General features: G+C 64.2%; 24 protein-coding genes. 16 read left to right on the forward strand and 8 right to left on the reverse strand.

What is annotated here, in order from left to right; all coding sequences use genetic code 11:
- The first annotated feature begins 175 nt into the window (after nt 1-175).
- From ACXAG6_RS11070 to ACXAG6_RS11085, 4 genes are all read left to right on the forward strand, one after another.
- On the forward strand, nt 176-868 hold the full coding sequence (locus ACXAG6_RS11070; RefSeq protein ID WP_475337574.1) for a DUF1223 domain-containing protein: 693 nt from the start codon (nt 176-178) through the stop codon (nt 866-868).
- Nucleotides 869-1165: 297 nt separating this feature from the next.
- Nucleotides 1166-2167: a TRAP transporter substrate-binding protein gene (locus ACXAG6_RS11075; protein ID WP_475337575.1), complete on the forward strand. Its 1002-nt coding sequence runs from the start codon at nt 1166-1168 to the stop codon at nt 2165-2167.
- 102 nt (nt 2168-2269) lie between these two features.
- Nucleotides 2270-2980: a TRAP transporter small permease gene (locus ACXAG6_RS11080; protein WP_475337576.1), complete on the forward strand. Its 711-nt coding sequence runs from the start codon at nt 2270-2272 to the stop codon at nt 2978-2980.
- Complete coding sequence (locus ACXAG6_RS11085) at nt 2980-4425, forward strand: TRAP transporter large permease (RefSeq protein WP_475337578.1); 1446 nt, start codon at nt 2980-2982, stop codon at nt 4423-4425. Before ACXAG6_RS11080 ends, ACXAG6_RS11085 begins: the two co-directional genes overlap by 1 nt.
- A gap of 392 nt (nt 4426-4817) precedes the next feature.
- Here ACXAG6_RS11085 and ACXAG6_RS11090 read toward each other — a convergent pair whose 3' ends face one another.
- From ACXAG6_RS11090 to ACXAG6_RS11100, 3 genes are all read right to left on the reverse strand, one after another.
- Nucleotides 4818-5951, reverse strand: a complete 1134-nt coding sequence (locus tag ACXAG6_RS11090) for a carboxylate-amine ligase (RefSeq protein ID WP_475337579.1) — start codon at nt 5949-5951, stop codon at nt 4818-4820.
- 245 nt (nt 5952-6196) lie between these two features.
- Nucleotides 6197-6514: a hypothetical protein gene (locus tag ACXAG6_RS11095; protein WP_475337580.1), complete on the reverse strand. Its 318-nt coding sequence runs from the start codon at nt 6512-6514 to the stop codon at nt 6197-6199.
- A gap of 65 nt (nt 6515-6579) precedes the next feature.
- Nucleotides 6580-6996, reverse strand: coding sequence for a hypothetical protein (locus ACXAG6_RS11100; RefSeq protein ID WP_475337581.1), 417 nt, complete (start codon nt 6994-6996; stop codon nt 6580-6582).
- Nucleotides 6997-7246: 250 nt separating this feature from the next.
- Between ACXAG6_RS11100 and ACXAG6_RS11105 the strand changes: the two genes are divergently transcribed.
- Together ACXAG6_RS11105 and ACXAG6_RS11110 are read left to right on the forward strand one after the other, a co-directional pair.
- Nucleotides 7247-8251 (forward strand): glycosyltransferase family 2 protein, encoded by a 1005-nt coding sequence (locus ACXAG6_RS11105; RefSeq protein WP_475337582.1) that lies wholly within the window; start codon nt 7247-7249, stop codon nt 8249-8251.
- Between the two features lie 48 nt (nt 8252-8299).
- A complete protein-coding gene (locus ACXAG6_RS11110; RefSeq protein ID WP_475337583.1) occupies nt 8300-9076 on the forward strand; it encodes a glycosyltransferase family 32 protein in 777 nt (258 codons plus the stop codon).
- Between the two features lie 68 nt (nt 9077-9144).
- Here ACXAG6_RS11110 and ACXAG6_RS11115 read toward each other — a convergent pair whose 3' ends face one another.
- Entirely contained in the window at nt 9145-10647 is a 1503-nt protein-coding gene (locus tag ACXAG6_RS11115) for a CoA-acylating methylmalonate-semialdehyde dehydrogenase (RefSeq protein WP_475337584.1), read from the reverse strand.
- 109 nt (nt 10648-10756) lie between these two features.
- On the opposite strand from ACXAG6_RS11115, the gene ACXAG6_RS11120 reads away from it, so the two are divergent.
- From ACXAG6_RS11120 to ACXAG6_RS11140, 5 genes are all read left to right on the forward strand, one after another.
- Nucleotides 10757-11650, forward strand: a complete 894-nt coding sequence (locus ACXAG6_RS11120) for a LysR family transcriptional regulator (RefSeq protein ID WP_140014663.1) — start codon at nt 10757-10759, stop codon at nt 11648-11650.
- A 57-nt stretch (nt 11651-11707) separates the two neighbouring features.
- A complete protein-coding gene (locus ACXAG6_RS11125) occupies nt 11708-12142 on the forward strand; it encodes a CBS domain-containing protein (protein ID WP_140014662.1) in 435 nt (144 codons plus the stop codon).
- 178 nt (nt 12143-12320) lie between these two features.
- Complete coding sequence (gene coaD, locus ACXAG6_RS11130) at nt 12321-12812, forward strand: pantetheine-phosphate adenylyltransferase (protein WP_475337586.1); 492 nt, start codon at nt 12321-12323, stop codon at nt 12810-12812.
- Between the two features lie 18 nt (nt 12813-12830).
- Nucleotides 12831-13628: a glycosyl transferase gene (locus ACXAG6_RS11135; protein ID WP_475337588.1), complete on the forward strand. Its 798-nt coding sequence runs from the start codon at nt 12831-12833 to the stop codon at nt 13626-13628.
- A 205-nt stretch (nt 13629-13833) separates the two neighbouring features.
- On the forward strand, nt 13834-14178 hold the full coding sequence (locus tag ACXAG6_RS11140) for a hypothetical protein (RefSeq protein ID WP_475337590.1): 345 nt from the start codon (nt 13834-13836) through the stop codon (nt 14176-14178).
- A 33-nt stretch (nt 14179-14211) separates the two neighbouring features.
- On the opposite strand, the gene moaA is transcribed toward ACXAG6_RS11140, so the two are convergent.
- Nucleotides 14212-15216, reverse strand: a complete 1005-nt coding sequence (gene moaA, locus ACXAG6_RS11145; protein WP_475337591.1) for a GTP 3',8-cyclase MoaA — start codon at nt 15214-15216, stop codon at nt 14212-14214.
- Nucleotides 15217-15314: 98 nt separating this feature from the next.
- On the opposite strand from moaA, the gene ACXAG6_RS11150 reads away from it, so the two are divergent.
- Complete coding sequence (locus tag ACXAG6_RS11150; RefSeq protein ID WP_475337593.1) at nt 15315-15809, forward strand: hypothetical protein; 495 nt, start codon at nt 15315-15317, stop codon at nt 15807-15809.
- Nucleotides 15810-15860: 51 nt separating this feature from the next.
- Here the strand turns inward: ACXAG6_RS11150 and ACXAG6_RS11155 are convergent, their stop codons facing one another.
- The 3 genes from ACXAG6_RS11155 to glmU are packed head-to-tail and all read right to left on the reverse strand — an operon-like array spanning nt 15861 to nt 19715.
- Nucleotides 15861-16535, reverse strand: a complete 675-nt coding sequence (locus ACXAG6_RS11155; protein ID WP_475337594.1) for a DNA alkylation repair protein — start codon at nt 16533-16535, stop codon at nt 15861-15863.
- A gap of 12 nt (nt 16536-16547) precedes the next feature.
- Nucleotides 16548-18362, reverse strand: a complete 1815-nt coding sequence (gene glmS / locus ACXAG6_RS11160) for a glutamine--fructose-6-phosphate transaminase (isomerizing) (protein WP_475337596.1) — start codon at nt 18360-18362, stop codon at nt 16548-16550.
- Entirely contained in the window at nt 18363-19715 is a 1353-nt protein-coding gene (gene glmU, locus ACXAG6_RS11165) for a bifunctional UDP-N-acetylglucosamine diphosphorylase/glucosamine-1-phosphate N-acetyltransferase GlmU (protein WP_475337597.1), read from the reverse strand.
- A 132-nt stretch (nt 19716-19847) separates the two neighbouring features.
- On the opposite strand from glmU, the gene ACXAG6_RS11170 reads away from it, so the two are divergent.
- The 4 genes from ACXAG6_RS11170 (at nt 19848) to ACXAG6_RS11185 (ending at nt 23322) form a co-directional block, all read left to right on the forward strand.
- On the forward strand, nt 19848-20504 hold the full coding sequence (locus ACXAG6_RS11170) for an HAD-IA family hydrolase (RefSeq protein WP_475337599.1): 657 nt from the start codon (nt 19848-19850) through the stop codon (nt 20502-20504).
- 31 nt (nt 20505-20535) lie between these two features.
- Nucleotides 20536-21729 carry a DegT/DnrJ/EryC1/StrS family aminotransferase gene (locus tag ACXAG6_RS11175; protein WP_475337600.1) on the forward strand — a complete coding sequence of 398 codons (1194 nt, stop codon included), beginning with the start codon at nt 20536-20538 and terminating at the stop codon, nt 21727-21729.
- A gap of 201 nt (nt 21730-21930) precedes the next feature.
- A complete protein-coding gene (locus tag ACXAG6_RS11180) occupies nt 21931-22572 on the forward strand; it encodes an SH3 domain-containing protein (protein WP_475337601.1) in 642 nt (213 codons plus the stop codon).
- Between the two features lie 153 nt (nt 22573-22725).
- Nucleotides 22726-23322: an SH3 domain-containing protein gene (locus ACXAG6_RS11185; protein WP_475337602.1), complete on the forward strand. Its 597-nt coding sequence runs from the start codon at nt 22726-22728 to the stop codon at nt 23320-23322.
- Nucleotides 23323-23344 lie beyond the last annotated feature (22 nt).

Consider the following 23344-nt stretch of genomic DNA (forward strand, 5'->3'; position numbering starts at 1 on the left):
GATGATTGGGGTGGCCAGCTCGGTTTTTGTATACCATTGCACACAATCGGGGCGCAAGGGGGCGGCGCGCTTTGTCACATCTCTCGCGTTTCGTTGATTGGCGCTTGCGCGGGGGAGGGGATAAACCGGAAGGCAGGGATGACATTGGCAGGTTAATATGGCCTTGAAATCAGGCATGAAAAAGCTCTTTGGGGCAATGGCTCTTTATGTGGGGCTTGCAGGCATCGCGGTTGCGGAGCAGCCGGTTGTGGTGGAACTCTACACCAGCCAAGGCTGTTCGAGCTGCCCGCCGGCTGATGAAATTTTGGCCAAGCTTGCAAAGAAACCGGGCGTGATCGCGCTGGCGCTGCATGTGGACTACTGGGACTACATTGGCTGGAAAGACGCCTTTGCCCGCCCCGAGCACACCAAGCGGCAGAAGGGGTATGCCCATCAGGCCGGGGCGCGCACGATCTATACGCCGCAGATGGTGATTGGCGGGGTGGATCACGTTGTTGGCGCGCGGCCGATGGATGTGGTGGACTTGCTGGGCACCCATAAGGCGCGCCCGGCGGTGATGCAGCTTCGGGCGCAGCGCGTGGGCGAGGAGGTGGCCATTGATGGCACCCCGCCCCAGCCTGCGCAGGGCAAGCTGGTGGTGCAGCTTGTGCGTTACACGCCGGAAGAGACCGTGGCTATCAAGCGCGGTGAAAACGCCGGGCTAACCATGAGCTACCACAACATCGTGCGCGACTGGCAGGTGCTGGGCGAGTGGGACGGTGAAACCGCGCTGGACTTGCAGGTCGCCGCCCCAGGCGAGGCCCCGGCGGTTGTTATTGTGCAAAAGGCCGGGCCGGGCGAGATCATTGCCGCAGCGCGTGTGAAATAGTAGCCACTTTGCCCTGACGATATGGCTGGCGAGCTGTCAGCGCTAGACTCACCCAAGCAGAGACCGTCTGGAACTGTGCGGAAATCCGCACAGGAGCGCGGGTGGCGTGTGTGGGAAAGGGAACGCTGCCGCGGGCGGCGCTTTGCGTGTCTCACAGGAAACGCCTTCAAATCAGGCATTTATGCCGTTCGCCGCGCGCCTTTAAGCAAGGCCTTGCCGGGCGCGCTAGGTTGGCATTTGTCTCTGGCAGGCGCTGGGAGGCGCTGAACCGAACCAAATGTCTGGGAGGACATCCACATGAAATTCGCGACCCTTTCCGCCACCGCTGTGGCGCTGGTCCTGTCTGCCGGTGCGGGCTTTGCTGCCTGTGACGATGGCGAGATTGTCATCAAGTTCAGCCACGTCACCAACACCGACCGCCACCCCAAGGGCATCGCCGCAAACCTGCTCATGGAGCGGGTGAACGAAGAGATGAACGGCAAGGCCTGTGTTGAGGTTTACCCCAACTCCACGCTCTACAACGATGATCAGGTGCTGGAAGCGATGTTGCAGGGCGACGTGCAGCTGGCCGCGCCTTCTTTGTCGAAGTTTGAGACCTTCACCAAGCAATTCCGCATTTTTGACCTTCCGTTCATGTTCAAGAACATCGAAGCGGTTGACGCGTTCCAAACTTCGGAAGCTGGTGAGGCGATGAAAAGCTCGATGCAGCGCCGGGGCCTTCAGGGCCTTGAGTTTTGGCACAACGGGATGAAGCAGTTCTCGGCCAACAAGCCCTTGGTCGAACCGGGCGATGCCGCTGGCCTGAAGTTCCGCGTGCAGCCCTCCGACGTGCTGGTGGCTCAGATGGAGGCGCTGGACGCCAGCCCGCAGCCGATGGCCTTCTCGGAAGTTTACGGCGCGCTGCAGCAGGGCGTTGTGGACGGGCAGGAGAACACCTGGTCGAACATCTATGGTCAGAAGTTCTTTGAGGTTCAGGACGGCACCACCGAAACCAACCACGGTGTGCTCGACTACCTCGTGGTGGCCTCGGTGGACTGGCTCGACAGCCTTGACGCCGATGTGCGTGACCAGCTGCTGACCATTCTTGAGGAAGTGACCCAAGAGCGGAACGCAGCCGTGGGGCAGGTGGACAAGGAAGCCCGTCAGGCGGTGCTGGATGCAGGTGGCGAGATCCGCGAGCTGACTCCAGAGCAGCGCCAGATGTGGGTGGATGCGATGAGCCCGGTGTGGGAGCAGTTTGAAGGCGACGTGGGCGCCGACAACATTGCCGCCGCGCAGGAAATTAACGCCTCTTTCTAAATCTCTGCTGTGGAATGAAAATTTCGGCCTCGCGCGGTCTGCGCGGGGCCGTGCTGCAAGCGATTGCGGCATGTGTTCGGGGAACAACGGGGAGGCTGGGACATGTCATCCTACGCCGGGGAAGGCTCGAAGGTGAGCCGCATCATCAATTCATTCGAAGAAGGCTTCATCGCAGTGCTCCTGGGCCTCATGACCTTGGTCACATTTGCCAATGTCGTGCTGCGCTACGGCTTCAACGACTCGCTGATCTGGGGGCAGGAGGTGGTGCTCATTCTGTTTGCGTGGCTGGTCCTGTTCGGGATTGCCTATGCCTTCAAGATCACCGCGCACCTTGGCGTGGATGCGCTGACGGGGATGCTTCCGAAGAAGGGCCAGCGGGTGCTGGCGCTGCTTTCGGCGGCGGCCTGCCTGATCTACGCCTTCTTGCTGATGAAAGGCGCGTGGGATTACTGGGCCCCCTTTGCCGGGTTGCCACCAACCGAGGGCCGCTGGTTTCCGACCGGGTTTGATACGGGCGCGCGCAACAACAGCTTTTACGTTACCGATCAGGTGCCGATGCTTGAATGGCTGCGCTGGCTGGAGCCGCTGACGCTGAACAAGGGCTACCCCGAGGCCGAGTGGGAGCATTATGACAAGCTGCCCCGCTTTATTGCCTATGCGATGCTGCCCATTGCGGTGGCGCTGATGCTGTTTCGCCTCGTGCAGGCGACCATCCGTATCATCACCGGCAAGCAGGACAGCCTGATCGTGAGCCATGAGGCCGAAGACGAAGTGGCCGCCGTGGCCGCCACCCATGGCGAGGAGCAGAAATAATGGATGTCGTTCTTCTCTTCGTGATGATCATCGGGTTGCTGATGATCGGGGTGCCGATTGCGGTGTCGCTGGGCCTTTCGTCGATGGTCTTTTTGCTGGTGCTCTCCGACACCTCGCTGGCGAGCGTGGCGCAGAGCCTTTATCAGGCGATGGCGGGGCATTACACGCTGCTGGCCATTCCCTTCTTCATCCTCGCCTCCAGCTTCATGAGCACGGGCGGGGTGGCCAAACGGATCATCCGCTTCTCGATTGCCTGCGTGGGGCACCTGCGGGGTGGCCTCGCCATTGCCGGCGTGTTTGCCTGCATGCTCTTTGCGGCGCTCTCGGGCTCGTCGCCCGCCACTGTGGTGGCGATCGGGACGATCGTGATCGCGGCGATGAAGCAGGCGGGTTACACCAAGGAATTCGCCGCCGGGGTCATCTGTAACGCGGGCACGCTGGGCATTCTCATTCCGCCCTCTATCGTGATGGTGGTTTATGCCAGCGCCACGGATGTTTCTGTCGGGCGGATGTTTCTGGCCGGGGTCATCCCGGGCCTGCTGGCGGGCGTGATGCTGATGGTGACCATCTATGTGATGGCCGTTATCAAGAACATGCCTGCGGGTGAGTGGAAGGGCTGGGGCGAGATTGCCCGCAGCTTTGGCGAGGCCTTCTGGGGGCTGATGCTGATCGTCATCATCATGGTGGGGATCTATGGCATTCCGGGGATCACCCCTGCGATCTTCACCCCGACGGAAGCGGCGGCTGTGGCCTCGGTCTATGCCTTTATCGTGGCGGTCTGGGTGTATCGTGACATGGGGCCGCTGGCCGAGCGCGAGGGGGTGGCCAAGTCGAGCCTGCTGAAGAAGCCTTGGGCGCTGCTCACCGCGTTTGTGCACCGCGACACCCGGCACACGCTGTTTGACGCGGGCAAGCTGACGGTGACGCTGATGTTCATCATCGCCAACGCGCTGATCCTCAAGCATGTGCTGACCGATGAGCAGATCCCGCAGCAGATTGCGGGGGCGATGCTGAGTGCGGGCTTCGGGCCGATCATGTTCCTCGTGATCGTCAACATCATCCTGCTGATCGGCGGGCAGTTCATGGAGCCTTCGGGGCTGATCGTGATTGTGGCGCCGCTGGTGTTTCCCATCGCGCTGGAGCTGGGGATCGACCCGATCCACCTTGGCATCATCATGGTGGTGAACATGGAGATCGGGATGATCACGCCACCGGTGGGGCTGAACCTCTTCGTCACCTCCGGCGTGGCGGGGATGCCGATGATGCGGGTGGTGAAGGCGGCGTCGCCCTTCCTCGCCGTGCTCTTCGTCTTCCTGCTGATGATCACCTATATCCCGCCGCTCTCCACGGCGCTGCCCAATGCGTCGTCGCTGGGGCCGCAGATCCGCTGTGATCCGATGCCATCGGACACGCTGGAGCGCGCTTATTGTGAAGCGCGTCAGTAATCAGTGACGGAGTTGAGAGGGGGCTGCCTGCGAGGGTGGCCCCCTTTTTGTTGGCTTTGGGGAGCGATGGCGCCGGGGTGGTGGCGATTATCAGCGGGGGGCTTTGAGGCCATCCCTCTGAGGCTGGCGTGGTGCAGGGATAGCCTTGTTCATGTGAACAGGGCCTAAGGGCCTCCGACTCACCTTGCGGTTCCGGTGCCGCAGTTCCACCGAACAATTGAATGACGATCATCTATATCGATCATAGCGGGGGGCATGGCAAAGCTCGCCGCATCCGTTGCAGCCCTCGCCGGCTCTACACGCCGGGACATCATGGCTCACCCAGAAGCGTTGAAAGGGGCCGGTTTTATTGTCCGCATCCGCGTGGCGCAGTCGCCCCCGCCATTTCTCCCTCAAGTTCCCTCCCCAAACTCGTCCATCAGGCTTTCCACCACCCCTCGCATGGCGGCCTCGTGTGAGGCGCCGGCCTCTATGTTGCCCGCGTAGACGGCCCGTTGGCGGTCTGCTGCGTTTCCGTTCGCCACGATCTCCGGCAGGCGGGCGATTTCGGCTTCGCTGCCTAGGGCGTGGGCGTCCTCGGCTAGGATTTCGACCAGTTCTTCGGCCAGGGCGCGCATGGGGACGATCTCTCGGGCGCCGAAGTCGATCAGGCCTTCTGACACCCCGTAGCGTTGGGCGCGCCAGCGGTTTTCCATGATCAGGAAGCGGTCGTAGCGGCGCCAGCGGAGGTTGCGGGTGCGCAGGCGCCAGAGCATTCGGAGCAGGGCTTGGGTGGTGGCGGCGAGGGTGAGCGTGTCTTCCAGCCGGGGGCTGACGTCGCAGATGCGGGTCTCTAACGTGGGGAAGCGGTGGGAGGGGCGCAGATCCCACCAGATCTTGGTGCTGTCTTCGATCACCCCGAGATCCACCAGCACCTGCACGGTGCGCTCGAATTCGGTGAAGCTCTCGAAGGTGGGCGGCAGGCCGGTGCGGGGGAGGTTGTCGAACACGGTGAGGCGGTATGACGACAGGCCGGTGTCTTGCCCCTGCCAGAAGGGGGAGGAGCCGGAGAGCGCCAGCAGGTGGGGGAGGAAGTAGGAGAGTTGCGGCAGCAGGTCTGCCCGCAGGTCGTCATCCTCGATGCCGATGTGGACGTGCATGCCGCAGATCAGCGCCCGGCGCACCACCCCGCCGAGGTCTTGGTGCAGCGTGTTGTAGCGGCTTTTGTCGGTGTGGCTCTGGTCCTTCCAGTCGGCGAAGGGGTGGCAGCTTACGGCGATGGGGGCGAGGTTATGCGCGGCGGCGCAGCGGGCGACGGTGGCCCGCAGGCGTTTGAGATCTTCGCGGGCCTCGGTGATGTTGCCGCAGACGCGGGTGCCGATCTCGATCTGGCATTGCAGAAATTCGGGTGAGACCTGATCGGCCAGTTCGTCGGCGCAGGCCTCCATCAGCGCTTCGGGCGCGCGGGCGAGGTTGAGGGTGTCTCGGTCGACGAGAAGGTATTCTTCCTCGATGCCGAGCGTGAAGCTGGGGGTGGTTGTGGCCATGCGGGTTCTCCCTCGGTGCCTCGCCAGATTGGCAGAGCGGGCGGCGCAGGGGAAGATGGCGCCGTGAGCGGGGAATATGGCGCGGCGGCCCAGGGGAGGGATGGGCCGCCGCGCGAGCCCGGGGTGAGGGGACCGCCGGGCATGAACTCCGCCGGGGAGGTGGCGGGGAAACTTGGCGCGGCGGCCCCGGGGAGGAGCGGGCCGCCGCGCGGGCCCGGGGTGAGGAGACCACCGGGCGGGGGGGATCAATCGGCGATGACTGTGAAATCTGTGTCGAGGTCGGTGACGAAGGTGCTGTTCTTGCGGATCACCACGCGCTCGCCCGTGCCGCGCGCGCCCTCAGCGTAGGGGCTGTCAGACGTCAGGTCGTAGACCTGCACGCTGTCGTCCTGCTCGATCTGGGGGATGGCGAAGCGTTGGACCACGGTGCCATTGGCCGCGCGGCATTCGTTGCCCACGCGCAGGGAGCCCTCGGGGCATTGCGGGGAAACGAAGGTTTGGGCGGCGAGCGGCGCGGCGGCGAAGGTGGCCAGCAGCGCGGCGGGCAAGGTGCGGTTGATCATCTGTCCTGTCCTTTCGGTTGGAGCTCCAACGCGGGAAAGGGGAGACAGGTTCCGCCGAAGCGGGATCAGGCGGGGCGTTTGGCGAGAGCGTCGAAGGTTTTCTCGGCGAGACCGAGCACTTCGAGTGAGCCCGCCTCGGTATCTTGCACCACGGCGACGATGGCATCGAGCTCGGACCAGCTGCGCATGACGAGGTTGGCCATAGCGCGGGTTTCGGGCGTGGGCGCGTAGTAGCAAATGATGGTTTCGGGGCCGCGCAGGAAGGCCTCGGCCTTTTTGGCCTGAACCTCCAGAAGGGCGGCGTAATCTTTTTCGAAGGAGGTGACGGCGGAGAGATCGACCAGCTGTTTCTGGCCGGGGCGGTAGGCCGGATCGGCCATGTAGCGGCCGAAGGCTTCGAAGGTTTCGGAGATGGCGGCGTGGCCGTGATACTTGACGAAGACGAGGCCGATTTGGGGGTGGATACGGTAACGTAGCGGCATCAGGGCTCCTTGACCTTTAGGTAAGTTTTGACCTTTCGGTCAAGGAGAGTCCAGCGGCTTGGCCGAGGTGCTGGCGCGGCTTGCCAGTGCCTTCGCCGCTGGGTTGAACCCAATTGGCGAAATGCCGCTGTAAAGGGTGCGTCAGGCTCTCGATTAATTGAATATTAACGTCGTGCGCCTTAGGCACGGGCAGGATAATGCGCAGTTTGGCGAAAAAATGAGCCATTCTGAATCGACGGGCGGTTGAGGCATGACAGAGATAGCAGTGCGAATAGCGGTGGGTGTCATCACGCGCCGCAGGCCTGAGGGCCTGAGGCGGCTGTTGGAGAGTTTCGCGCAGATGGACCGCCCGGCGGGTGCGGATATTCAGTTTGTCATTTGCGAGAATGATAGTGAGGCCAGAGCCGGGGGCGTGGTTGAGGCGTTTCGGGCCAAGGTTGGCCTGCCGGTGCACTTGCTGCTGGAAACTCGGAAGGGCATTCCGTTTTCGCGCAGCTGTGTGCTGGCCGAGGCTTTGGAGAGGTCTTTCGACTTCCTGACCTTCATTGATGATGACGAGATCGTTGAGCGGGACTGGCTGGTGAAGATGATGGAGGTCGTCGAGACGCGCGGCCTTGATCTGGCGGCTGGCCCTGTGCGCTTCATCGCGCCGGATGAGCCCTTGACGGAAGTGAACCGCGCGATCCTTCAGCAGCTTCAAGCGCGCTTCAGTAAGGACGAGCGCGCGCAGGCGGCCAAGGTTGCGGCGGGGGACGATGGTGACACTGAGGCCTACACCGGGAATTGGTGCCTCAGGCTTGACACGGCCCGCCGGTTGGGCGTGACGAAGTTTGATGAGTGGACGGCGGAGAGCGGCGGAGAAGACTCGGCCTTTTGCGCCGCAATGCAGGCGGGCGGGGCCCGCATTGGCTGGGTGCCCGACGCCATTGCCCATGAGATACAGCCCGTTCGGCGCCTGACGCTCTCTTATGTTTACCGGCGCAACAGAGACCAAGAACGCACCAAGGTTCGGCTGCGGCCCCGCAGTTTGCGCAACCGCGCGTCTTATGTGGCAAAGCGATCTGCGGAGCTGGTGCTGATCGGCATCGCTGCGCCGGTGCTGCTTGTGCTGCGCCCGAAAGACCGCGGTGAGCTGTTGTTCAAGGTTGCACGGAAGGCCGGGAAAACGGCGGGGATGTTCGGCAGCATGTTTGGCATGAAGAGCCGGCATTATGCGTCATCCCAGGATCTTCTGCACATTGAACGCGGCGCTTAGCGCTCTAGTTACGCCGCTCTCGTTGATATTTTATCGTTGGAGGTAGGTTTGGGGATTCCAGAACGTTTGGGGCATATTTGGATTGGCCCGAAGCCCGTACCCGAGAAGTGGCTCAGAACATGGCGCGAAAAGCATCCGCGTGCCGCCTATACGTTGTATGACAACGATTTTCTTGATCGCTACCCCTTCAAGTGCCGGGCGCAGATTGATGCGATGCTGGAGCGGCGCTCGTATCCCGGTGTTGCTGACCTGATGCGCTACGAAATCCTGGCCGAATTCGGGGGGCTTTTGCCGGGGGCAGACTCGATTTGCCTGAGGTCAACGCATGGCCTCTTCGAGCGGGAGTGCGCCTACACCGTTTATGAGAACGAATTGCTGCGGGGGCGGCTGGTTTCACCCATACTGGCTTGTGAGCCGGGAAATCCGTTTGTTGTGGCACTTGTTGAACGCTTGGCGGAGACCGATCCGGACCAGCTGGGAATGCCTTGGGTTGCCACGGGAAACCTGTTTTGCACCAGAATGATTGAAGAGCTGAACCCGGATATCGAGATATTCCCTTCGTATTTCTTCAATCCTTTGCATTACACCGGCGTGCTCGACCCGGATGCAGAGCAGGCCTATGCGCTTCAAGTCTGGGGGTCGACCGTGGACGCCTACAAGGATGCCTCTCAACGTGGGTTCTCCGGTTGGTGGGCCCGGCGTGTTGAGCGGCGCGCGCGGCGGCGCGGTGCTCAGGTGCTGAACGAGATTGAAAGGCGCAAAATGCGCCAGAAGATGGCGGAAATGGAGAGGCTTTTCCCTGATGCGCTGGAGGGTGGCGCATAACGCGGGTTGCGCAAATAGAATGGGCCCGGCGTTGAACCGGGCCCATGCCAATTAGTTCGGGTCTACCGTCAGTCCATCTGCTTGAAGGCGAATTCGCCGCCGTCCTTGATGCCCGAGAACCACCGTGCGGTGACGGTTTTGGTGCGGGTGTAGAAGCGGAAGGCGTCGGGGCCGTATTGGTTGAGGTCGCCGAAGCCGGATTTCTTCCAGCCGCCGAAGGTGTGGTAGCTCAGCGGCACCGGGATCGGGAAGTTGATGCCGACCATGCCGACATTGACCCGGTGGGCAAAGTCGCGCGCCGTGTCGCCGTCGGCGGTGTAGATCGCCGTGCCGTTGCCGTAGGGGTTGTCCATCACCAGGTTGAGGGCTTCGTCGTAGCTCTCGGTGCGCACTTGGGTGAGCACGGGGCCGAAGATCTCTTCCTTGTAGATGTCCATCTCCGGCGTGACCTTGTCGAAGAGGTGGGGGCCAACGAAGTAGCCCTCTTCGTAGCCTTGCAGCGAGAAGTCGCGGCTGTCGACCACCAGATCGGCACCTTGCTCCACGCCGGAGTCGATCAGGCCAAGGATGCGCTCTTTGGCGGCGGCGGTGATGACGGGGCCGTAATCAACATCGGCGCCTGCGGTGTAGGGGCCGACCTTGAGGGCCTCGATGCGGGGCACCAGCTTTTCGATCAAGGTGTCGGCGGTTTTCTGGCCCACGGGCACGGCAACGGAGATGGCCATGCAGCGCTCGCCGGCCGCACCGTAGGCGGCGCCCACCAGCGCGTCGGCGGCTTTGTCCATGTCGGCGTCGGGCATGACGATCATGTGGTTTTTCGCGCCGCCGAAGCACTGCGAGCGTTTGCCGTTGGCGGTGGCCCGGGCGTAGATATACTGCGCGATCGGGGTGGAGCCGACGAAGGCGACGGCCTGGATGGTTTCGTTATCCAGCAGGGCGTCGACGGCCTCCTTGTCGCCGTTGACGACTTGCAGCACGCCATCGGGCAGGCCGGCTTCCTTCAGCAGTTCAGCGAGGCGCATGGCGGTGGAGGGCACGCGCTCGGAGGGCTTGAGGATCATGGCGTTGCCGCAGGCGAGTGCGCCGGCCATCTTCCAGAGCGGGATCATTGCCGGGAAGTTGAAGGGGGTGATGCCAGCGACCACGCCGAGGGGCTGGCGCATGGAGTAGAGGTCGATGCCGGGGCCGCCGTCGTTGGTGTATTCGCCCTTCAGCATGTGCGGTGCGCCCATGCAGACTTCGACGAACTCGAGGCCGCGCTGCACATCGCCCTTGGCGTCGGGGATGGTTTTGCCGTGCTCGCGGGCGCAAAGCTCGGCCAGCTCGTCCATGTGCTTGTTGATGAGGGCACCGAAGGCCATCATCACCCGGGCGCGGCGCTGCGGGTTGGTGGCGCCCCATTGCTTCTGGGCTTCCGCGGCGCGGGCCACCGCATCATCAACCTCGGCCTTGGTGGCAAGGGCGACGGTGGCCTGCACTTCGCCGGTGGCGGGGTTGAAGATGTCGGCAGCGCGGCCGGATGTGCCTGCGGTTGGCTGGCCGTCGATGAAATGGCCGATCTGGGTGGTCATGGCAAAACTCCTCCTGTTTTCGGTGTCGCGCAGACCATACCCTTGCAATTATCCCGGTAGAAGCGGCAGTTTGGCAAACACGTCTTGCAAAAATGCATGGGAGAGAAGAATGGCCGTGTCGTGGGACGACATGCGGATTTTCATTGCCGTGGCGCGAGAGGGGAGCCTTTCGGGCGCGGGGAATGCGTTGAAACTTGATCCGGCGACGGTGGGGCGGCGGGTGCAGCGGCTGGAAGAAAGCCTTGGCGCACCGCTGTTTTTGAAGTCGCCGCAGGGTTATGCGCCGAGCGAGGCGGGGGAGCGGCTGATGCCCCATGCCGAGGAGCTGGAGCAGGCCATGCTGACCGCCGAGGACGCGGTGCGCGGGCAGGAAGACAGGTTGACCGGAACGATCCGGGTGGGCGCGCCGGATGGCTGCGCGAACTTCCTGTTGCCGCAGGTGATAACGAAGATCTGCGATGCCCATCCCGAGCTTGAAGTGCAGGTGGTTTCGCTGCCGAGGGTCTTCAACCTCAACCGTCGCGAGGCCGATCTGGCGATTGCTGTCTCGCGGCCCACGGCGGGGCGGCTGACGGTGCAGAAGATCACTGACTATCACCTCTATCTCGCCGCCTCCCGGCATTGGTTGCGGCACAACACGGTGGAGAGTCTCGACGATCTGCGCGGCAAGCGGCTGGTGGGCTACGTGCCCGACATGATCTTTGACAAGGAGTTGGACTATCTGGGCGAGCTGGGGCTGGAGCGGGTGCAGATGGCCTCCAACTCGGTGTCAGTGCAGTTCAACTGGGTGCGGCAGGGGGCCGGGATTGGGGTTGTTCATGGGTTTGCCATGGGCACCGCGCCCCGGGTGCAGCGGGTTTTGGCGGATCAGGTGCGGCTTAAACGCACCTTCTGGCTGGTGCGCCACGCCGACGACCGGCGGGTGCGCCGCCTTAGCCGATTTGCGGAATTGCTCTGCGAGGGGCTCCGCGCAGAAGTGGAGCGGTTGGAAGCCGAGACTTGACAGGCCGGGGCGGGAGCGCAACGCTCAACCTGAACGGGCGACGTTGGAGGTTAAGCCATGCTTGTGCAACAGATTCTCAAGGACAAGGGCGGCGACGGCGTGCTGTGTGTGAAACCCGGAAGTTCAGTTTCGGATGCCGCCAAGCTGCTTTCGGAAAAGCGGATCGGCTCGGTCATCGTCTCGTCTGACGGAAAGTCGGCGCAGGGCATTCTCTCGGAGCGCGATATCGTGCGCGAGCTTGGGCGGCGCGGGCCGGGGTGCCTGAGCGATGTGGTGGACGATCTGATGACGTCCAAGCTCATCACCTGCACCAAGGAAGAGACCGCGCTGAGCGTGCTGGAGAAGATGACCACCGGGCGGTTTCGGCACATGCCGGTGCTGGAGGGCGAGGAGATGATTGGCCTGATTTCGATCGGGGATGTCGTCAAGGCGCGGCTCAGCGAGCTGGCGATGGAGAAAGACGCGCTTGAAGGGATGATCATGGGGCATTGAGCCGTCGCAGCGCTGCGCCGGGGCTGACCGGGCAGGGCACGGGGCAGGCAAATGCCCACCGTTTGCGCTAACGGACAGATGCGCAACAATGTTGCGCCACGCCCCGGCTTTCGCCTTGCCCCTCCGGAAGTGCTAGTGTTTTCTGCCAAAGACCTGAGCCGCAAGAGGGGGAGCAGCGATGCGCGTGGGGCTTTATCCGGGCACTTTTGATCCGGTTACGCTGGGCCATATCGACATTATCACCCGCGCCACCGCGCTGGTGGACAGGTTGGTGATTGGGGTGGCCATCAACCGCGACAAGGGCCCGCTTTTTGACTTCGAAGAACGCGAGGCGATGGTGGCGGAGGCTTGTGCGCCGATTGCCGCGAAGACCGATTGCGAGATCGTGGTGCATCCGTTCGAGAACCTGCTGATTGACTGCGCCCGGGACGTGGGCGCCGGGCTGATTGTGCGCGGACTGCGCGCCGTGGCCGACTTTGAGTATGAATATCAGATGGTTGGCATGAACCGGCAGTTGGACGACACGATTGAAACCGTGTTTCTGATGGCCAGCGCCGAGCGGCAGGCGATTGCCTCCAAGCTGGTGAAGGAGATTGCGCGGCTGGGCGGCGACATATCGAAGTTCGTCAGCCCCTCGGTGCGCGACAAGCTTCTGGCCAAATACACCTGAGCCGGGTAGGGCAGCGCCATGGTTGCCAATGTCATCTGTATCAAATGGGGCACGCTCTTTGGGCCCGAATATGTGAACCGGCTTTATAGCGGGGCGCGGCGGCATCTGAGTGATGACGTGCGGTTTTTCTGCATGACGGAGGAGCGGGCGGGGCTGCACCCGGATGTGGAGGTGCTCGATCTGCCGGTGGAGCCGTTTCTGGCCGAGATGGACGCGGCGCTGGCCGTGGCCAACCGGCAGGGGGCAATGCGCAAGGTGTCGCTGTTTCGGCCCGGGTTGATCCCTGATCTCGACGGGCCGTTGCTGGGCTTTGATCTCGACGTGGTGGTGACCGGCTCGCTGGACGGCTTGCTGAACTTCGCGCCCGGCAAGGTGGCGATGCGGGCCGACTGGGTGGAGGCGCGGCGTGGCCGCAAGACCGGGCATGGCTCGGTGTTCCGCTTTGATCCGGCGCTGCACGGCTGGCTCTACGAGGTGCTGGCGGGCGATGCGAAGCGCCAAGTGGAGAAGGCGCGGGGGAGTGAGCAGCGGTATACGAGCACGCTGGCGCAGGAGCGGGGGGAATTTGCCTATTTGCCCGGCGATGAGGTGGTGAGCTTCAAGCATGATTGCCTTGGACTGCCGCCGATGAACTGGCTCAGGCCTGCGAAACTGCCGGAAGCCGCCAAGGTGGTGTGCTTTCACGGAAACCCGAAAATGCACGAGGCGGTTGAGGGCTATTCCGGGTCATGGTTGCGGGCCTGCAAGCCGACGCCGTGGTTGGCCGATCACTGGATTGACCGGGCGCGGGATGATCTTGGGCCCGAGTGGGCTTGAGGGCGCAACCCCTCCCAACGCATAGGAAACTCACGGAACGATCACGTCTCAGGGGTTGTTCTGCGCACCTTCCCGGCTAATCTGGTCGCGTTTGAGAAGGGGATGTTTCATGAGATTTAGTAGGGTGGCGCTTGCGCTTTTTACAGCGGTAAGCCTTGTGGCAGCACCGCTTGCGGCGAGGGAAAAACTGAGCCGACAGATCCCGGTGGATAAGAGGTTCGCCAAAACCGATGAGATCAAGTTTACCGGCACGCCAAAAGGATACAGCTTTCGCTGGGCGGTGATTGCGCCGGCGGGTGTGATTGAATTCTGCGGCGTGGGCTCGGGCGGAGACATCGCCAGGCGGTCTGCCTACGATCAGATCCGGCAGAAGATGCAGCTGGAGATGAACGGCAAGGTGATCCACCGTGGGGTGCAGTTTTTTGCGCGTGTGAACTCGGTGAAGAAGCTCGACAAGGCGGTGGCGAATTGCATTTCGACCGGGGTCAAGGTTCCGGCGAAGCGTCCGGACATTCGGCTGACGCTGGATCGGGGCCGGGTTAAGGGCTGAAGCGAAGAACGCGTGAGCGACTTGCCCGGCGGATTACCCGCCGGTGTGGCTCATGTGGCGCGGCATCTGGCCGGTGATATCTTGCCTTGAATAGTCGAAGTCGTGGCCCTTGGGCTTGCGGGAGATGGCGGCGCGGATGGCGTCTTCAAACTCGGGGCCGGGGCCGTATTGGCGCAGGGGCGCGCGCAGGTCGGCGCGGTCTTCTTGCCCCAAGCACATGTAGAGCTCACCGGTGCAGGTCATCCGGACGCGGTTGCAGCTTTCGCAGAAGTTGTGGGTGAGCGGCGTGATGAAGCCGATTTTCTGGCCCGTCTCTTGCAGTTGGACGTAGCGGGCGGGGCCGCCGGTGCGCTCTGCGAGGTCGATCAGGGTATATTGCTCGGCCAGCTTGGCGCGCAGATCCTTGAGGGACCAGTATTGGCCGATGCGGTCTTCATTGCCGAGGTCGCCCATGGGCATGACCTCGATCCATGTCAGGTCCATGTCGCGGGCGGCGCAGAACTCGGCGAGGGTGAAGAGCTCATCCTCGTTGAAGCCCTTCAGCGCCACGGCGTTGAGCTTGACGCGCAGGCCCGCCGCTTGCGCCGCGTCGATGCCGCGCAGCACTTGGGGCAGGCGGCCCCAGCGGGTGACGCGGGCGAATTTTTCTTCGTCCAGCGTGTCGATCGAGATGTTGATGCGTTTGACGCCCGCCGCCGCGAGTTGGGGGGCGAAACGCTCCAGCTGGGAGCCGTTGGTGGTGAGGGTCAGCTCATCGAGCGCGCCGGACTCGAGGTGGCGGGTCATTCCCTCGAAGAAGGTCATGATGCCCTTGCGCACCAGCGGCTCTCCGCCGGTGATGCGAAGTTTCTTTACGCCAAGGCCGATGAAGCCGGTGCAGGCGGCATCGAGCTCTTCCAGCGTGAGCAGTTCCTTTTTTGGCAGAAAGGTCATGTTTTCGGACATGCAGTAGACGCAGCGAAAATCGCAGCGGTCGGTCACTGACACGCGCAAATAGGTGATCGGGCGCTGGAAGGGGTCGATCAGGGGTGTTTTCATGAGGTATAGGTAGGCCCCAAGGGGCGAAGCGGCAAGGTGAATTGCGGCGCGTCCGACCAAGGTAGCCCAAGGTGGCAAGGAGCGGAATGGTGCAGGCGATGCAGAAATTGATGGGCATGACGACGGCGGCGCTGGTGTTGGCGGGCTGCGCGGAAGGGCCGTTTGCGATGAAGCCGAAGGCGGAAGCGACCGAGGCCGCGGCGGAGACTGAAAGCAAGGCCCCGGTGGCCGCGGCGGCGCCGCCCCCGCCGGAGAATGCGCGCACCGCTGACCAGTTTGACACCACGACGGAAGAGGAAAAGCAGGCCGCTGCCGCCGCGCCGGTGGCGGCCGAGAAAGAGCTGGGCACGACGATTGCCTCGCTGGGCGATCCGACGGACCCGGGCTTCTGGGCGGTGACGCCGCTGGTGACAACAGCCCAATCGGGGCGGCTGGTGTATCCGGGCAATGGCAACTCGGTGCAGGTGGAGCTGCGGCCTTCGGGCGGTGAGCCGGGATCGGGCACGCGGGTGAGCCTGCCGGCGTTTCAGGTGCTGGGCGCGCCGCTGACGGGGCTGCCGGAGCTGGTGGTTTACGCCGGATCTGCGGGGTAGCTCGTTCGCCCTTTGAGGCAGCCTCGCAGGATGGTGGGCAGATTGCCCACCCTACAGGTGTTTTGCGGCTTCCTTTTGGGCGAAGGGTTTGAGGCCTTGGCCGGGGCCTTCAAGGAAGGCGCGGGTGGCCTCGGCATCGTGCTTGGAGAGGTCGCGCAGCCACCAGGCGACGGCTTTCTGGATAAACCATTCTGTGTCTGACACGTAGGTTTCGGCCCATGTGAGCACGCGGGCGCGGGCTTGTGCCTCGGCGGCGTTGGGGTTGTTCTTCTTGGCCAGCGGCAGGGTGACGGTGAGCGCGGCGCGGCGGGTCCAGAGGCTCTCGCTCGTGGTCCAGGCCTCGACCTCATCCATGCGACACAGGTCGGCCATGAGGCGCTTCTGCCCGGCCATCATGGCGTGGTCGGCGATGGCCCATGAATCAAGATCGGGCAGCCAGCTCTTGATCAGCACCCAGGCCTCGGTGTCGGGGCGCAGGCGGGCTTGGGTGAGCAGCTTGGCGGCGGCGATGCGAGCCTCGAAAATGTCGGTTTGCCAGAGGCTTGCGGCGAGGGTGACGCGCTCTGGCACGGGGAGGGTGCGCCGCCACTCTGTGGTCACCTCGTTCAGCGCCGGGTTTGGGATGCCGATGATTTCGCGGGTCTGCTTGTGATAAGCCGCCATGCCCTCGGCCCGGCCGGGCTCGGCGAGGGCGCGGAGGGCGGTGAGGGCATCATCAAGGGTCATCGGGCGGTGAGGCTATTCAACGGTCACCGACTTGGCGAGGTTGCGGGGCTGGTCGACATCGGTGCCTTTGGCGACGGCGGTGTGGTAGGCCAGCAGCTGCGCGGGCAGGGCGTAGAGGATGGGGGCCAGCGCGGGGGAGACCTCGGGGAGGATGATCTGGCGCCATGTGCCTTCTGCGGCGGTTTTCGCGCCGCGGGCATCCGTGACAAGGACGACCTTGCCGGCGCGGGCCATGACCTCTTGCATGTTGGAAATCGTCTTGTCGAAGAGGCCATCGGAGGGGGCCATGAAGACGACTGGCGTGTGCTTGTCGATCAGGGCGATGGGGCCGTGTTTGAGCTCACCGGACGCGTAGCCTTCGGCGTGGATGTAGCTGATTTCCTTGAGTTTCAGCGCGCCTTCCATGGCCAGCGGGTAGAGCGGACCGCGCCCGAGGAAGAGGATGTCGCGGGCTTCGGCCAGTTTTTGGGCGGTGGCTTCGATCTCGGGGGAGGCGGCCAGGGCGGCGTTGAAGAGGCCGGGGAGGGCCTTGAGGTGGGCGAGGTGCTCCTGCGCCGCTTCGGGCGTGAGCGTGCCACGGTCGAGGCCCGCCTTGACGGCCAGCAGGAAGAGCACGGTGAGCTGGCAGGTGAAGGCCTTGGTGGAGGCCACGCCGATCTCGGCGCCTGCGAGGATCGGCAGGGCGATGTCGGAGGCGCGGGCGATGGAGCTTTCGGGGACGTTGACCACGGAGGCGATCATCGCCTTGTCTTCGCAGTAGCGCAGGGCGGCCAGCGTGTCGGCGGTTTCACCGGACTGGCTGACGAAGAGGGCGAGGGTGTTGGCCGGGATCGGCGGCTCGCGGTAGCGGAACTCCGAGGCGATATCCACCTCGACGGGCAGGCGGGCGATTTGCTCGAACCAGTATTTGGCGGTCAGGCAGGCGTAGAAGGCGGTGCCGCAGGCGACCATGGTGAGGCGGTCGAACTTGGTGAAGTCGAGCCCCGGCTCGGGCAGGGCGATGCCGCTTTCAGTGAGGTAGTAGGAGAGCGCCTCGCCCAGAACGGTGGGCTGCTCGGCGATTTCCTTGGCCATGAAGTGCTTGTGGCCGCCCTTGTCGATCTGGGCTGCGTCGATGGTGACGGTTTTGACCGGACGGTTGGCGCGGTTGTTCTGGGCGTCGAAGATTTCGACGCTCTCGCGGGTGAGCACGGCCCAGTCGCCCTCTTCGAGGTAGGTGATCTTGTCGGTCATGGGGGCCAGCGCGATGGCGTCGGAGCCGACGAAGATTTCGCCCTCGCCGTGGCCGATGGCCAGCGGAGAGCCTTTGCGGGCGGCAATGAGCAGGTTGTCTTCGCCCTCAAAGAGGAAGCAGAGCGCGAAGGCACCGGTGAGGCGGGCGATGACCTGCTCGCAGGCGTCGCGGGGGGCGAGGCCTTGGGCAAGGTAATGCTCGGTGAGCAGGGCGACGACCTCGGTGTCGGTGTCGGTCACGGTGTTGAGGCCGTGGGTGGCCAACTCTTCACGCAACTCGCGGAAGTTTTCGACGATGCCGTTGTGCACAACAGCGACGGGGCCGGCGCGGTGGGGGTGGGCGTTGGTTTCATTCGCGGCGCCGTGGGTGGCCCAGCGGGTGTGGCCGATGCCGGCCTTGCCGGGGAGGGGATCGTGCACCAGCAGGTCGGAGAGGTTGACCAGCTTGCCGACCGCGCGACGGCGATCGAGCGCCTCGTCGTTTACGGTGGCGATGCCCGCGCTGTCATAGCCGCGATATTCCAGCCTTTTCAGGGCCTCCACCAGCAGGGGGGCGGCTTCATGGTTGCCGAGAACGCCGACGATTCCACACATTTACTTGGCCTCTTTCTTTGCTGCCTTGGCGGCGCGGAGCCTGTCCATCAGTTTGCGGGCGAGGCCGGGCTTGTTGCTTTGGCGGCCACGGGCGACGGCGAGGGCGCCATCGGGGACGTTTTCGGTGATGACGGAGCCGGAGGCGGTAAGGGCCTCGGCGCCCACGGTGACGGGGGCGACCAGCATGGTGTTGGAGCCGATGAAGGCGCGGGCGCCAACCTCGGTACGGTGCTTGAAGACGCCGTCATAGTTGCAGGTGATGGTGCCTGCGCCGATGTTGGCGGCCTCACCCACGGAGGCATCACCGATGTAGCTGAGGTGGTTGACCTTCGCCCCTTCGCCGATCTCTGCGTTCTTTACCTCGCAGAAATTGCCGACCTTAGCGTTGTTGGCCAGTTCCGCGCCGGGGCGCAGGCGGGCATAGGGGCCGACCTGGGCGCCTTGGCTCACGTGGCAGCCTTCAAGGTGGGAGAAGGCGCGGATTTGCGCGCCGGTCTCGACGGTGACGCCGGGGCCGAAGACGACATAGGGCTCGATGGTGGCGTCGCGGCCTACCCATGTGTCCCATGCGAAGTGGACGGTTTCGGGGGCGGTGAGGGTGACGCCGTTCTCCAGCGCTTCGGTGCGTTTGGCCTGCTGGAAGGCGGCCTCTGCGGCGGCGAGGTCGGCGCGGGAGTTGACGCCCATGGTCTCGGCCTCGGCGCAGCGGACTACGCCGCAGGAGAGGCCACGGCTGCGGGCGATGGCGACGATGTCGGTGAGGTAATATTCGCCTGATGCGTTATCGTTGGTGACATCGTCAAGGAGCGAGAAGAGCGCGGTGGCATCGGCGCAGATGACGCCGGAGTTGCAGAGGGGGATGGCGCGCTGGGCTTCGGTGGCGTCCTTGTATTCGATGATCGCCTCCAAGCTGTCGCCATCCATGAAGAGGCGGCCGTAGCGGGCCGGGTCGGCGGGCTCGAAACCCAGCACCACAACGGCGTGCTGTGCGCGGGCGTCCAGCATGGCTTGCAGGGTGTCGGGGCGGATGAAGGGGGTGTCGCCGTAGAGGATGATGGCATCGCCCTCGGCGCCTGCGAGGGCTTCGCGGGCCTGAAGGACGGCGTGGCCGGTGCCGAGGCGGTCTTCCTGAATGACAACCTGCGCGGTGTCGTCGATCTCGGCCACGGCGGCCTCGACCTCTTCGGCCCCGTGCCCGGCGACAACCACCACGCGCTCGGGCTCCAGCGCGTTGCCCGCGTGCATGGCGTGGGCCAGCAGGGGCGCGTGGGCGACCCGGTGCAAGACCTTCGGCATGTCCGACTGCATGCGGGTGCCTTGCCCCGCGGCGAGGATGATCAGGCTGGTGCCCATGGCCCGCTGCCCCTTTTGTTCTGCTCAACACCGGTTATACCCGGAACTCTTGGCTCCGTTCTACTCGCATGATGCAGGGTGGCAAGGGGCTGGCGGGTCACATGTGGTGACGGATTGTGACAGGGGTTGCGAATGAAAACGGTGGTCTTCGATCTGGACGGCACGCTGGCGGATACCAGCAAAGACCTGATTGCCTCGGCCAATGCCTGCTTTATGGCGCGGGGGCTGGGCACGTTGCTGGACCCGGTGGCCGATGCGTATACGGCCTTTCGCGGTGGGCGGGCGATGCTGCGGCTGGGCTATGAGCGGGCCGGGTTTGGCGAGGAGGAGGTGGAGGCGGATTATCCGCGGCTGCTGGCCTACTATGGAGACAACATAGACACCCACACGGTGCTCTACCCCGGAGCGATGGAGGCGGTGGAGGCGCTGCGCAGTGCGGGGTTTGCGGTGTCGATCTGCACCAACAAGCCCGAGGCGCTGGCCGAGGCGCTGATGGGGCGGCTGGGGGTGCGCACGGCCTTCGGGGCGCTGATCGGGGCCGATACGCTCCCCGTGCGCAAGCCCGACCCGGCGCCCTATTTTGCCGCCGTGGAGCGGGCCGGGGGCACGCGGGGCATTTTGATTGGCGATACCGAGACCGACAGGGAGACGGCGCGGGCGGCGGGGGTACCCTGTGCGCTTGTCACCTTCGGCCCCGATGGGCGGGGGGTAGAGGCGCTGGAGCCGGAGGCGTTGATCGACCATTTCGACGAGCTGCCGGAGCTGGCGGCTCGGCTGCTGGCGGATTGACCGACAGAGGCGTGCAAAGCAGGGTGGCGGCATGAGCGAAGTGTTTGAGGGCAATTTCACCCAGCAGGAGCCGCTGCCTGAGGCGGCGCTGGAGGCGGCGATGGCGGTGCTGCGCCATGGGCGGCTGCATCGCTATAATCTTGCGGGCGAGGAAGCGGGCGAGGTGGCGCTGCTGGAGCAGGAGTTTGCTGCCTTTGTGGGGGCGAAGTTTTGCCTTGCGACGGCGAGCGGCGGCTCGGCCATTGGTGTGGCGCTCCGGGCCGTGGGCGTAAAGCCGGGGGACAGGGTGCTGACCAATGCCTTCACCCTTGCGCCGGTGCCCGGTGCGATTGCCGCTGTTGGTGCGGAGCCGGTGTTCGTGGAGGTCACGGACGGGCTTGTCATTGACCTTGATGATCTGGCCGCGAAGGCAGGCGAGGCGGGGGTGCTGCTGCTCTCTCACATGCGCGGGCATATTGCCGACATGGACCGGCTGATGGAGATTTGCCGCGCGGCGGGTGTGGTGGTGGTTGAGGATTGTGCGCATACCATGGGCGCAAGCTGGGATGGCGTGCCAAGCGGGCGGCACGGCGCGGTGGCCTGCTACTCGACCCAGACCTACAAGCACATGAACTCGGGCGAGGGTGGCTTGCTTGTGAGCGACGATGAGGACATCGCCGCCAAGGCGGTGCTGCTCTCGGGGTCTTACATGCTGTATGAGCGCCACCTTGCCGCGCCGGGGCCGGAGGTGTTTGCCCGCCATCGGATGGAGGTGCCCAACATCTCTGGGCGGATGGACAACCTGCGCGCGGCTATCCTGCGCCCGCAGCTTGCCGAGCTTCCGCGCCAGATCGAGCGGTGGAACGCGCGATACCGGGCGGTGGAAGAGGGGCTGCGCGGCACGCCGGGGCTGACAGTGGTGGAGCGCGGCGCGGCGGAGCGCTTTGTGGGCTCGTCGATCCAGTTTCTGCTCAAGGGTTGGAGCGGTGAGGCGGTGGGCGAGGTGCTTGCGCGCTGCCTTGAGCGGGGCGTGGAGCTGAAGTGGTTTGGTGGGCCGGAGCCGGTGGGCTTTACCTCGGCCTATGGGCATTGGCGCTATGCCGAAACGCCGGAGCTTGCCCGCACCGACGCCGTGCTGGCCGGGCTGGTGGACATGCGCTTGCCACTGACCTTTTCGGTCGAGGATTGCGCCTTGATCGCGCGGATCATCCGGGCCGAGGTGGGCGCGGTGTTTCAGGCGCGCTGAAGGCGGGTTTCATCACCTTTCATGACCGGGTTGAAACGGGCAACGGCGGGATCTCGCTGCAATTTGGCTGGTTCTGGGTGTGCCTCAGATCCGTGATGGAACGGGCCGGCACGCCCCGCTGTTGGTGCCCCACGCCAGCCGGGCGGCGATGTCTGATCGTGGAAGACCCGGCGGATTTGAGACGATGAACGGAGACATACGATGTTCAAGAAACTCACCCTGAGTGCCGCCGCCCTCTGCGTGGCAGCCACCCCGATGCTTGCCGCACAGGCGACCGCAACGACCGACCTCAACCTGCGTTCGGGCCCCGGCCCGGAGTTTGAAGTGATTGGTGTGATCGCTGGCCTGGACCAGGCCGAAGTGGAAGGTTGCCTTGACGGCGGTGCGTGGTGCGAAGTGACCTATGACGGCCAGACCGGCTGGGCGCACCGGCACTATCTGAGCGGCTCGGCCACCGAGGCGACGAAAGTGACCACCACCCGCACCGTGACCTACATGAAGGAAGGCGGCAACGAGGGGGCCGGGGCCGCAGCCGGTGCCGTAACAGGTGGCGCGATTGCCGGTTCGCTGATCGGCGGCCCTGCGGCCATTGCGGCAGGCGTAGTGCTTGGCGCCAATGCGGGCAGCGATGCCGTGCCCGAGCCGGAAACCAGCACCGTGACCTATGTGACCGAAAACCCGGTTGAGCCGGTCTACCTCGATGGCGAGGTGGTGCTGGGTGCAGGCGTTCCTGAGGACGTGGAGATTTATCCGGTGCCGGAGAGCGACTATTCCTACCTCAACGTGAACGGGCAGGATGTGCTGGTGAAGGAAGACCGTACGATTGTTTACGTTTACCGCTAAGCGCGGTGGAGGAGAGATAGATTGGGCGGCCCCGCTGTGGGCCGCCCTTTTTCTGTTTGGGAACCGATTGCCCCTGCGCGGTGTTGTCTCACCAAGCAGCGGGGGCCGCCAAGCCGCCCTTCGCCCCCACGAACGAAGTATGAGGACACGACCATGAAACTCCTTCTGACCGGCGCGGTTGCCGCGCTGAGCCTGACCGCTGTTGCCCCTGCCATTGCAGCCGAGGCGACTGCCACCACCGATCTGAACCTGCGCTCCGGCCCCGGCATCGAATACGCCGTGGTTGGCACCTTGGGGGCCAATGAGACCGCCGAGGTGGAAGGCTGCCTTGAAGCTGCGCCGTGGTGCCGGATCCAGTCTGCCGATGGCACCGCATGGGTGCACAGCCGCTACCTGAGCGGCAGCCCCGAGGCGATGGTGCCCGTTGCGGCCTCGACCATCACCGTGCGCCCGGATGAAGACACCACCCCGGCTGAGCTTGATGCGGCTGTGGTGAACGGCACGCTGGTGGATGCGCCAAGCAATGTGGCACCGCTGATCGAGATCCCTGAGGAGGCGATTGCCGTTTACATGACCGAGCGCGCTGGCCCTGACACGGCTGCCGATGGAAAGACCGTGGCGCTGGGCAACAGCGAGGCTGGCGTCAGCGTGCACAATATGCCCGAGGGCGGGCTGACCTACCTGACGATCGACGGTGAGACCCGCGTGCTGGAGCCGGGCTCCAAGACGACCGTGTATATCAACCGTTAAACCATTGATCCGAACCCGCTGG

The sequence above is a fragment of the Vannielia sp. ABF1_015 genome, assembly GCF_056160745.1.

Excerpts from the sequence above, each read along its gene's own strand:
- ACXAG6_RS11070 (WP_475337574.1), top strand. The coding sequence starts at position 176 with ATGAAAAAGCTCTTTGGGGCAATGGCTCTTTATGTGGGGCTTGCAGGC.
- ACXAG6_RS11075 (WP_475337575.1), top strand. The coding sequence starts at position 1,166 with ATGAAATTCGCGACCCTTTCCGCCACCGCTGTGGCGCTGGTCCTGTCT.
- ACXAG6_RS11080 (WP_475337576.1), top strand. The coding sequence starts at position 2,270 with ATGTCATCCTACGCCGGGGAAGGCTCGAAGGTGAGCCGCATCATCAAT.
- ACXAG6_RS11085 (WP_475337578.1), top strand. The coding sequence starts at position 2,980 with ATGGATGTCGTTCTTCTCTTCGTGATGATCATCGGGTTGCTGATGATC.
- ACXAG6_RS11090 (WP_475337579.1), bottom strand. The coding sequence starts at position 5,951 with ATGGCCACAACCACCCCCAGCTTCACGCTCGGCATCGAGGAAGAATAC.
- ACXAG6_RS11095 (WP_475337580.1), bottom strand. The coding sequence starts at position 6,514 with ATGATCAACCGCACCTTGCCCGCCGCGCTGCTGGCCACCTTCGCCGCC.
- ACXAG6_RS11100 (WP_475337581.1), bottom strand. The coding sequence starts at position 6,996 with ATGCCGCTACGTTACCGTATCCACCCCCAAATCGGCCTCGTCTTCGTC.
- ACXAG6_RS11105 (WP_475337582.1), top strand. The coding sequence starts at position 7,247 with ATGACAGAGATAGCAGTGCGAATAGCGGTGGGTGTCATCACGCGCCGC.
- ACXAG6_RS11115 (WP_475337584.1), bottom strand. The coding sequence starts at position 10,647 with ATGACCACCCAGATCGGCCATTTCATCGACGGCCAGCCAACCGCAGGC.
- ACXAG6_RS11120 (WP_140014663.1), top strand. The coding sequence starts at position 10,757 with ATGGCCGTGTCGTGGGACGACATGCGGATTTTCATTGCCGTGGCGCGA.
- ACXAG6_RS11125 (WP_140014662.1), top strand. The coding sequence starts at position 11,708 with ATGCTTGTGCAACAGATTCTCAAGGACAAGGGCGGCGACGGCGTGCTG.
- coaD (WP_475337586.1), top strand. The coding sequence starts at position 12,321 with ATGCGCGTGGGGCTTTATCCGGGCACTTTTGATCCGGTTACGCTGGGC.
- ACXAG6_RS11135 (WP_475337588.1), top strand. The coding sequence starts at position 12,831 with ATGGTTGCCAATGTCATCTGTATCAAATGGGGCACGCTCTTTGGGCCC.
- moaA (WP_475337591.1), bottom strand. The coding sequence starts at position 15,216 with ATGAAAACACCCCTGATCGACCCCTTCCAGCGCCCGATCACCTATTTG.
- ACXAG6_RS11150 (WP_475337593.1), top strand. The coding sequence starts at position 15,315 with ATGCAGAAATTGATGGGCATGACGACGGCGGCGCTGGTGTTGGCGGGC.
- ACXAG6_RS11155 (WP_475337594.1), bottom strand. The coding sequence starts at position 16,535 with ATGACCCTTGATGATGCCCTCACCGCCCTCCGCGCCCTCGCCGAGCCC.
- glmS (WP_475337596.1), bottom strand. The coding sequence starts at position 18,362 with ATGTGTGGAATCGTCGGCGTTCTCGGCAACCATGAAGCCGCCCCCCTG.
- glmU (WP_475337597.1), bottom strand. The coding sequence starts at position 19,715 with ATGGGCACCAGCCTGATCATCCTCGCCGCGGGGCAAGGCACCCGCATG.
- ACXAG6_RS11170 (WP_475337599.1), top strand. The coding sequence starts at position 19,848 with ATGAAAACGGTGGTCTTCGATCTGGACGGCACGCTGGCGGATACCAGC.
- ACXAG6_RS11175 (WP_475337600.1), top strand. The coding sequence starts at position 20,536 with ATGAGCGAAGTGTTTGAGGGCAATTTCACCCAGCAGGAGCCGCTGCCT.
- ACXAG6_RS11180 (WP_475337601.1), top strand. The coding sequence starts at position 21,931 with ATGTTCAAGAAACTCACCCTGAGTGCCGCCGCCCTCTGCGTGGCAGCC.
- ACXAG6_RS11185 (WP_475337602.1), top strand. The coding sequence starts at position 22,726 with ATGAAACTCCTTCTGACCGGCGCGGTTGCCGCGCTGAGCCTGACCGCT.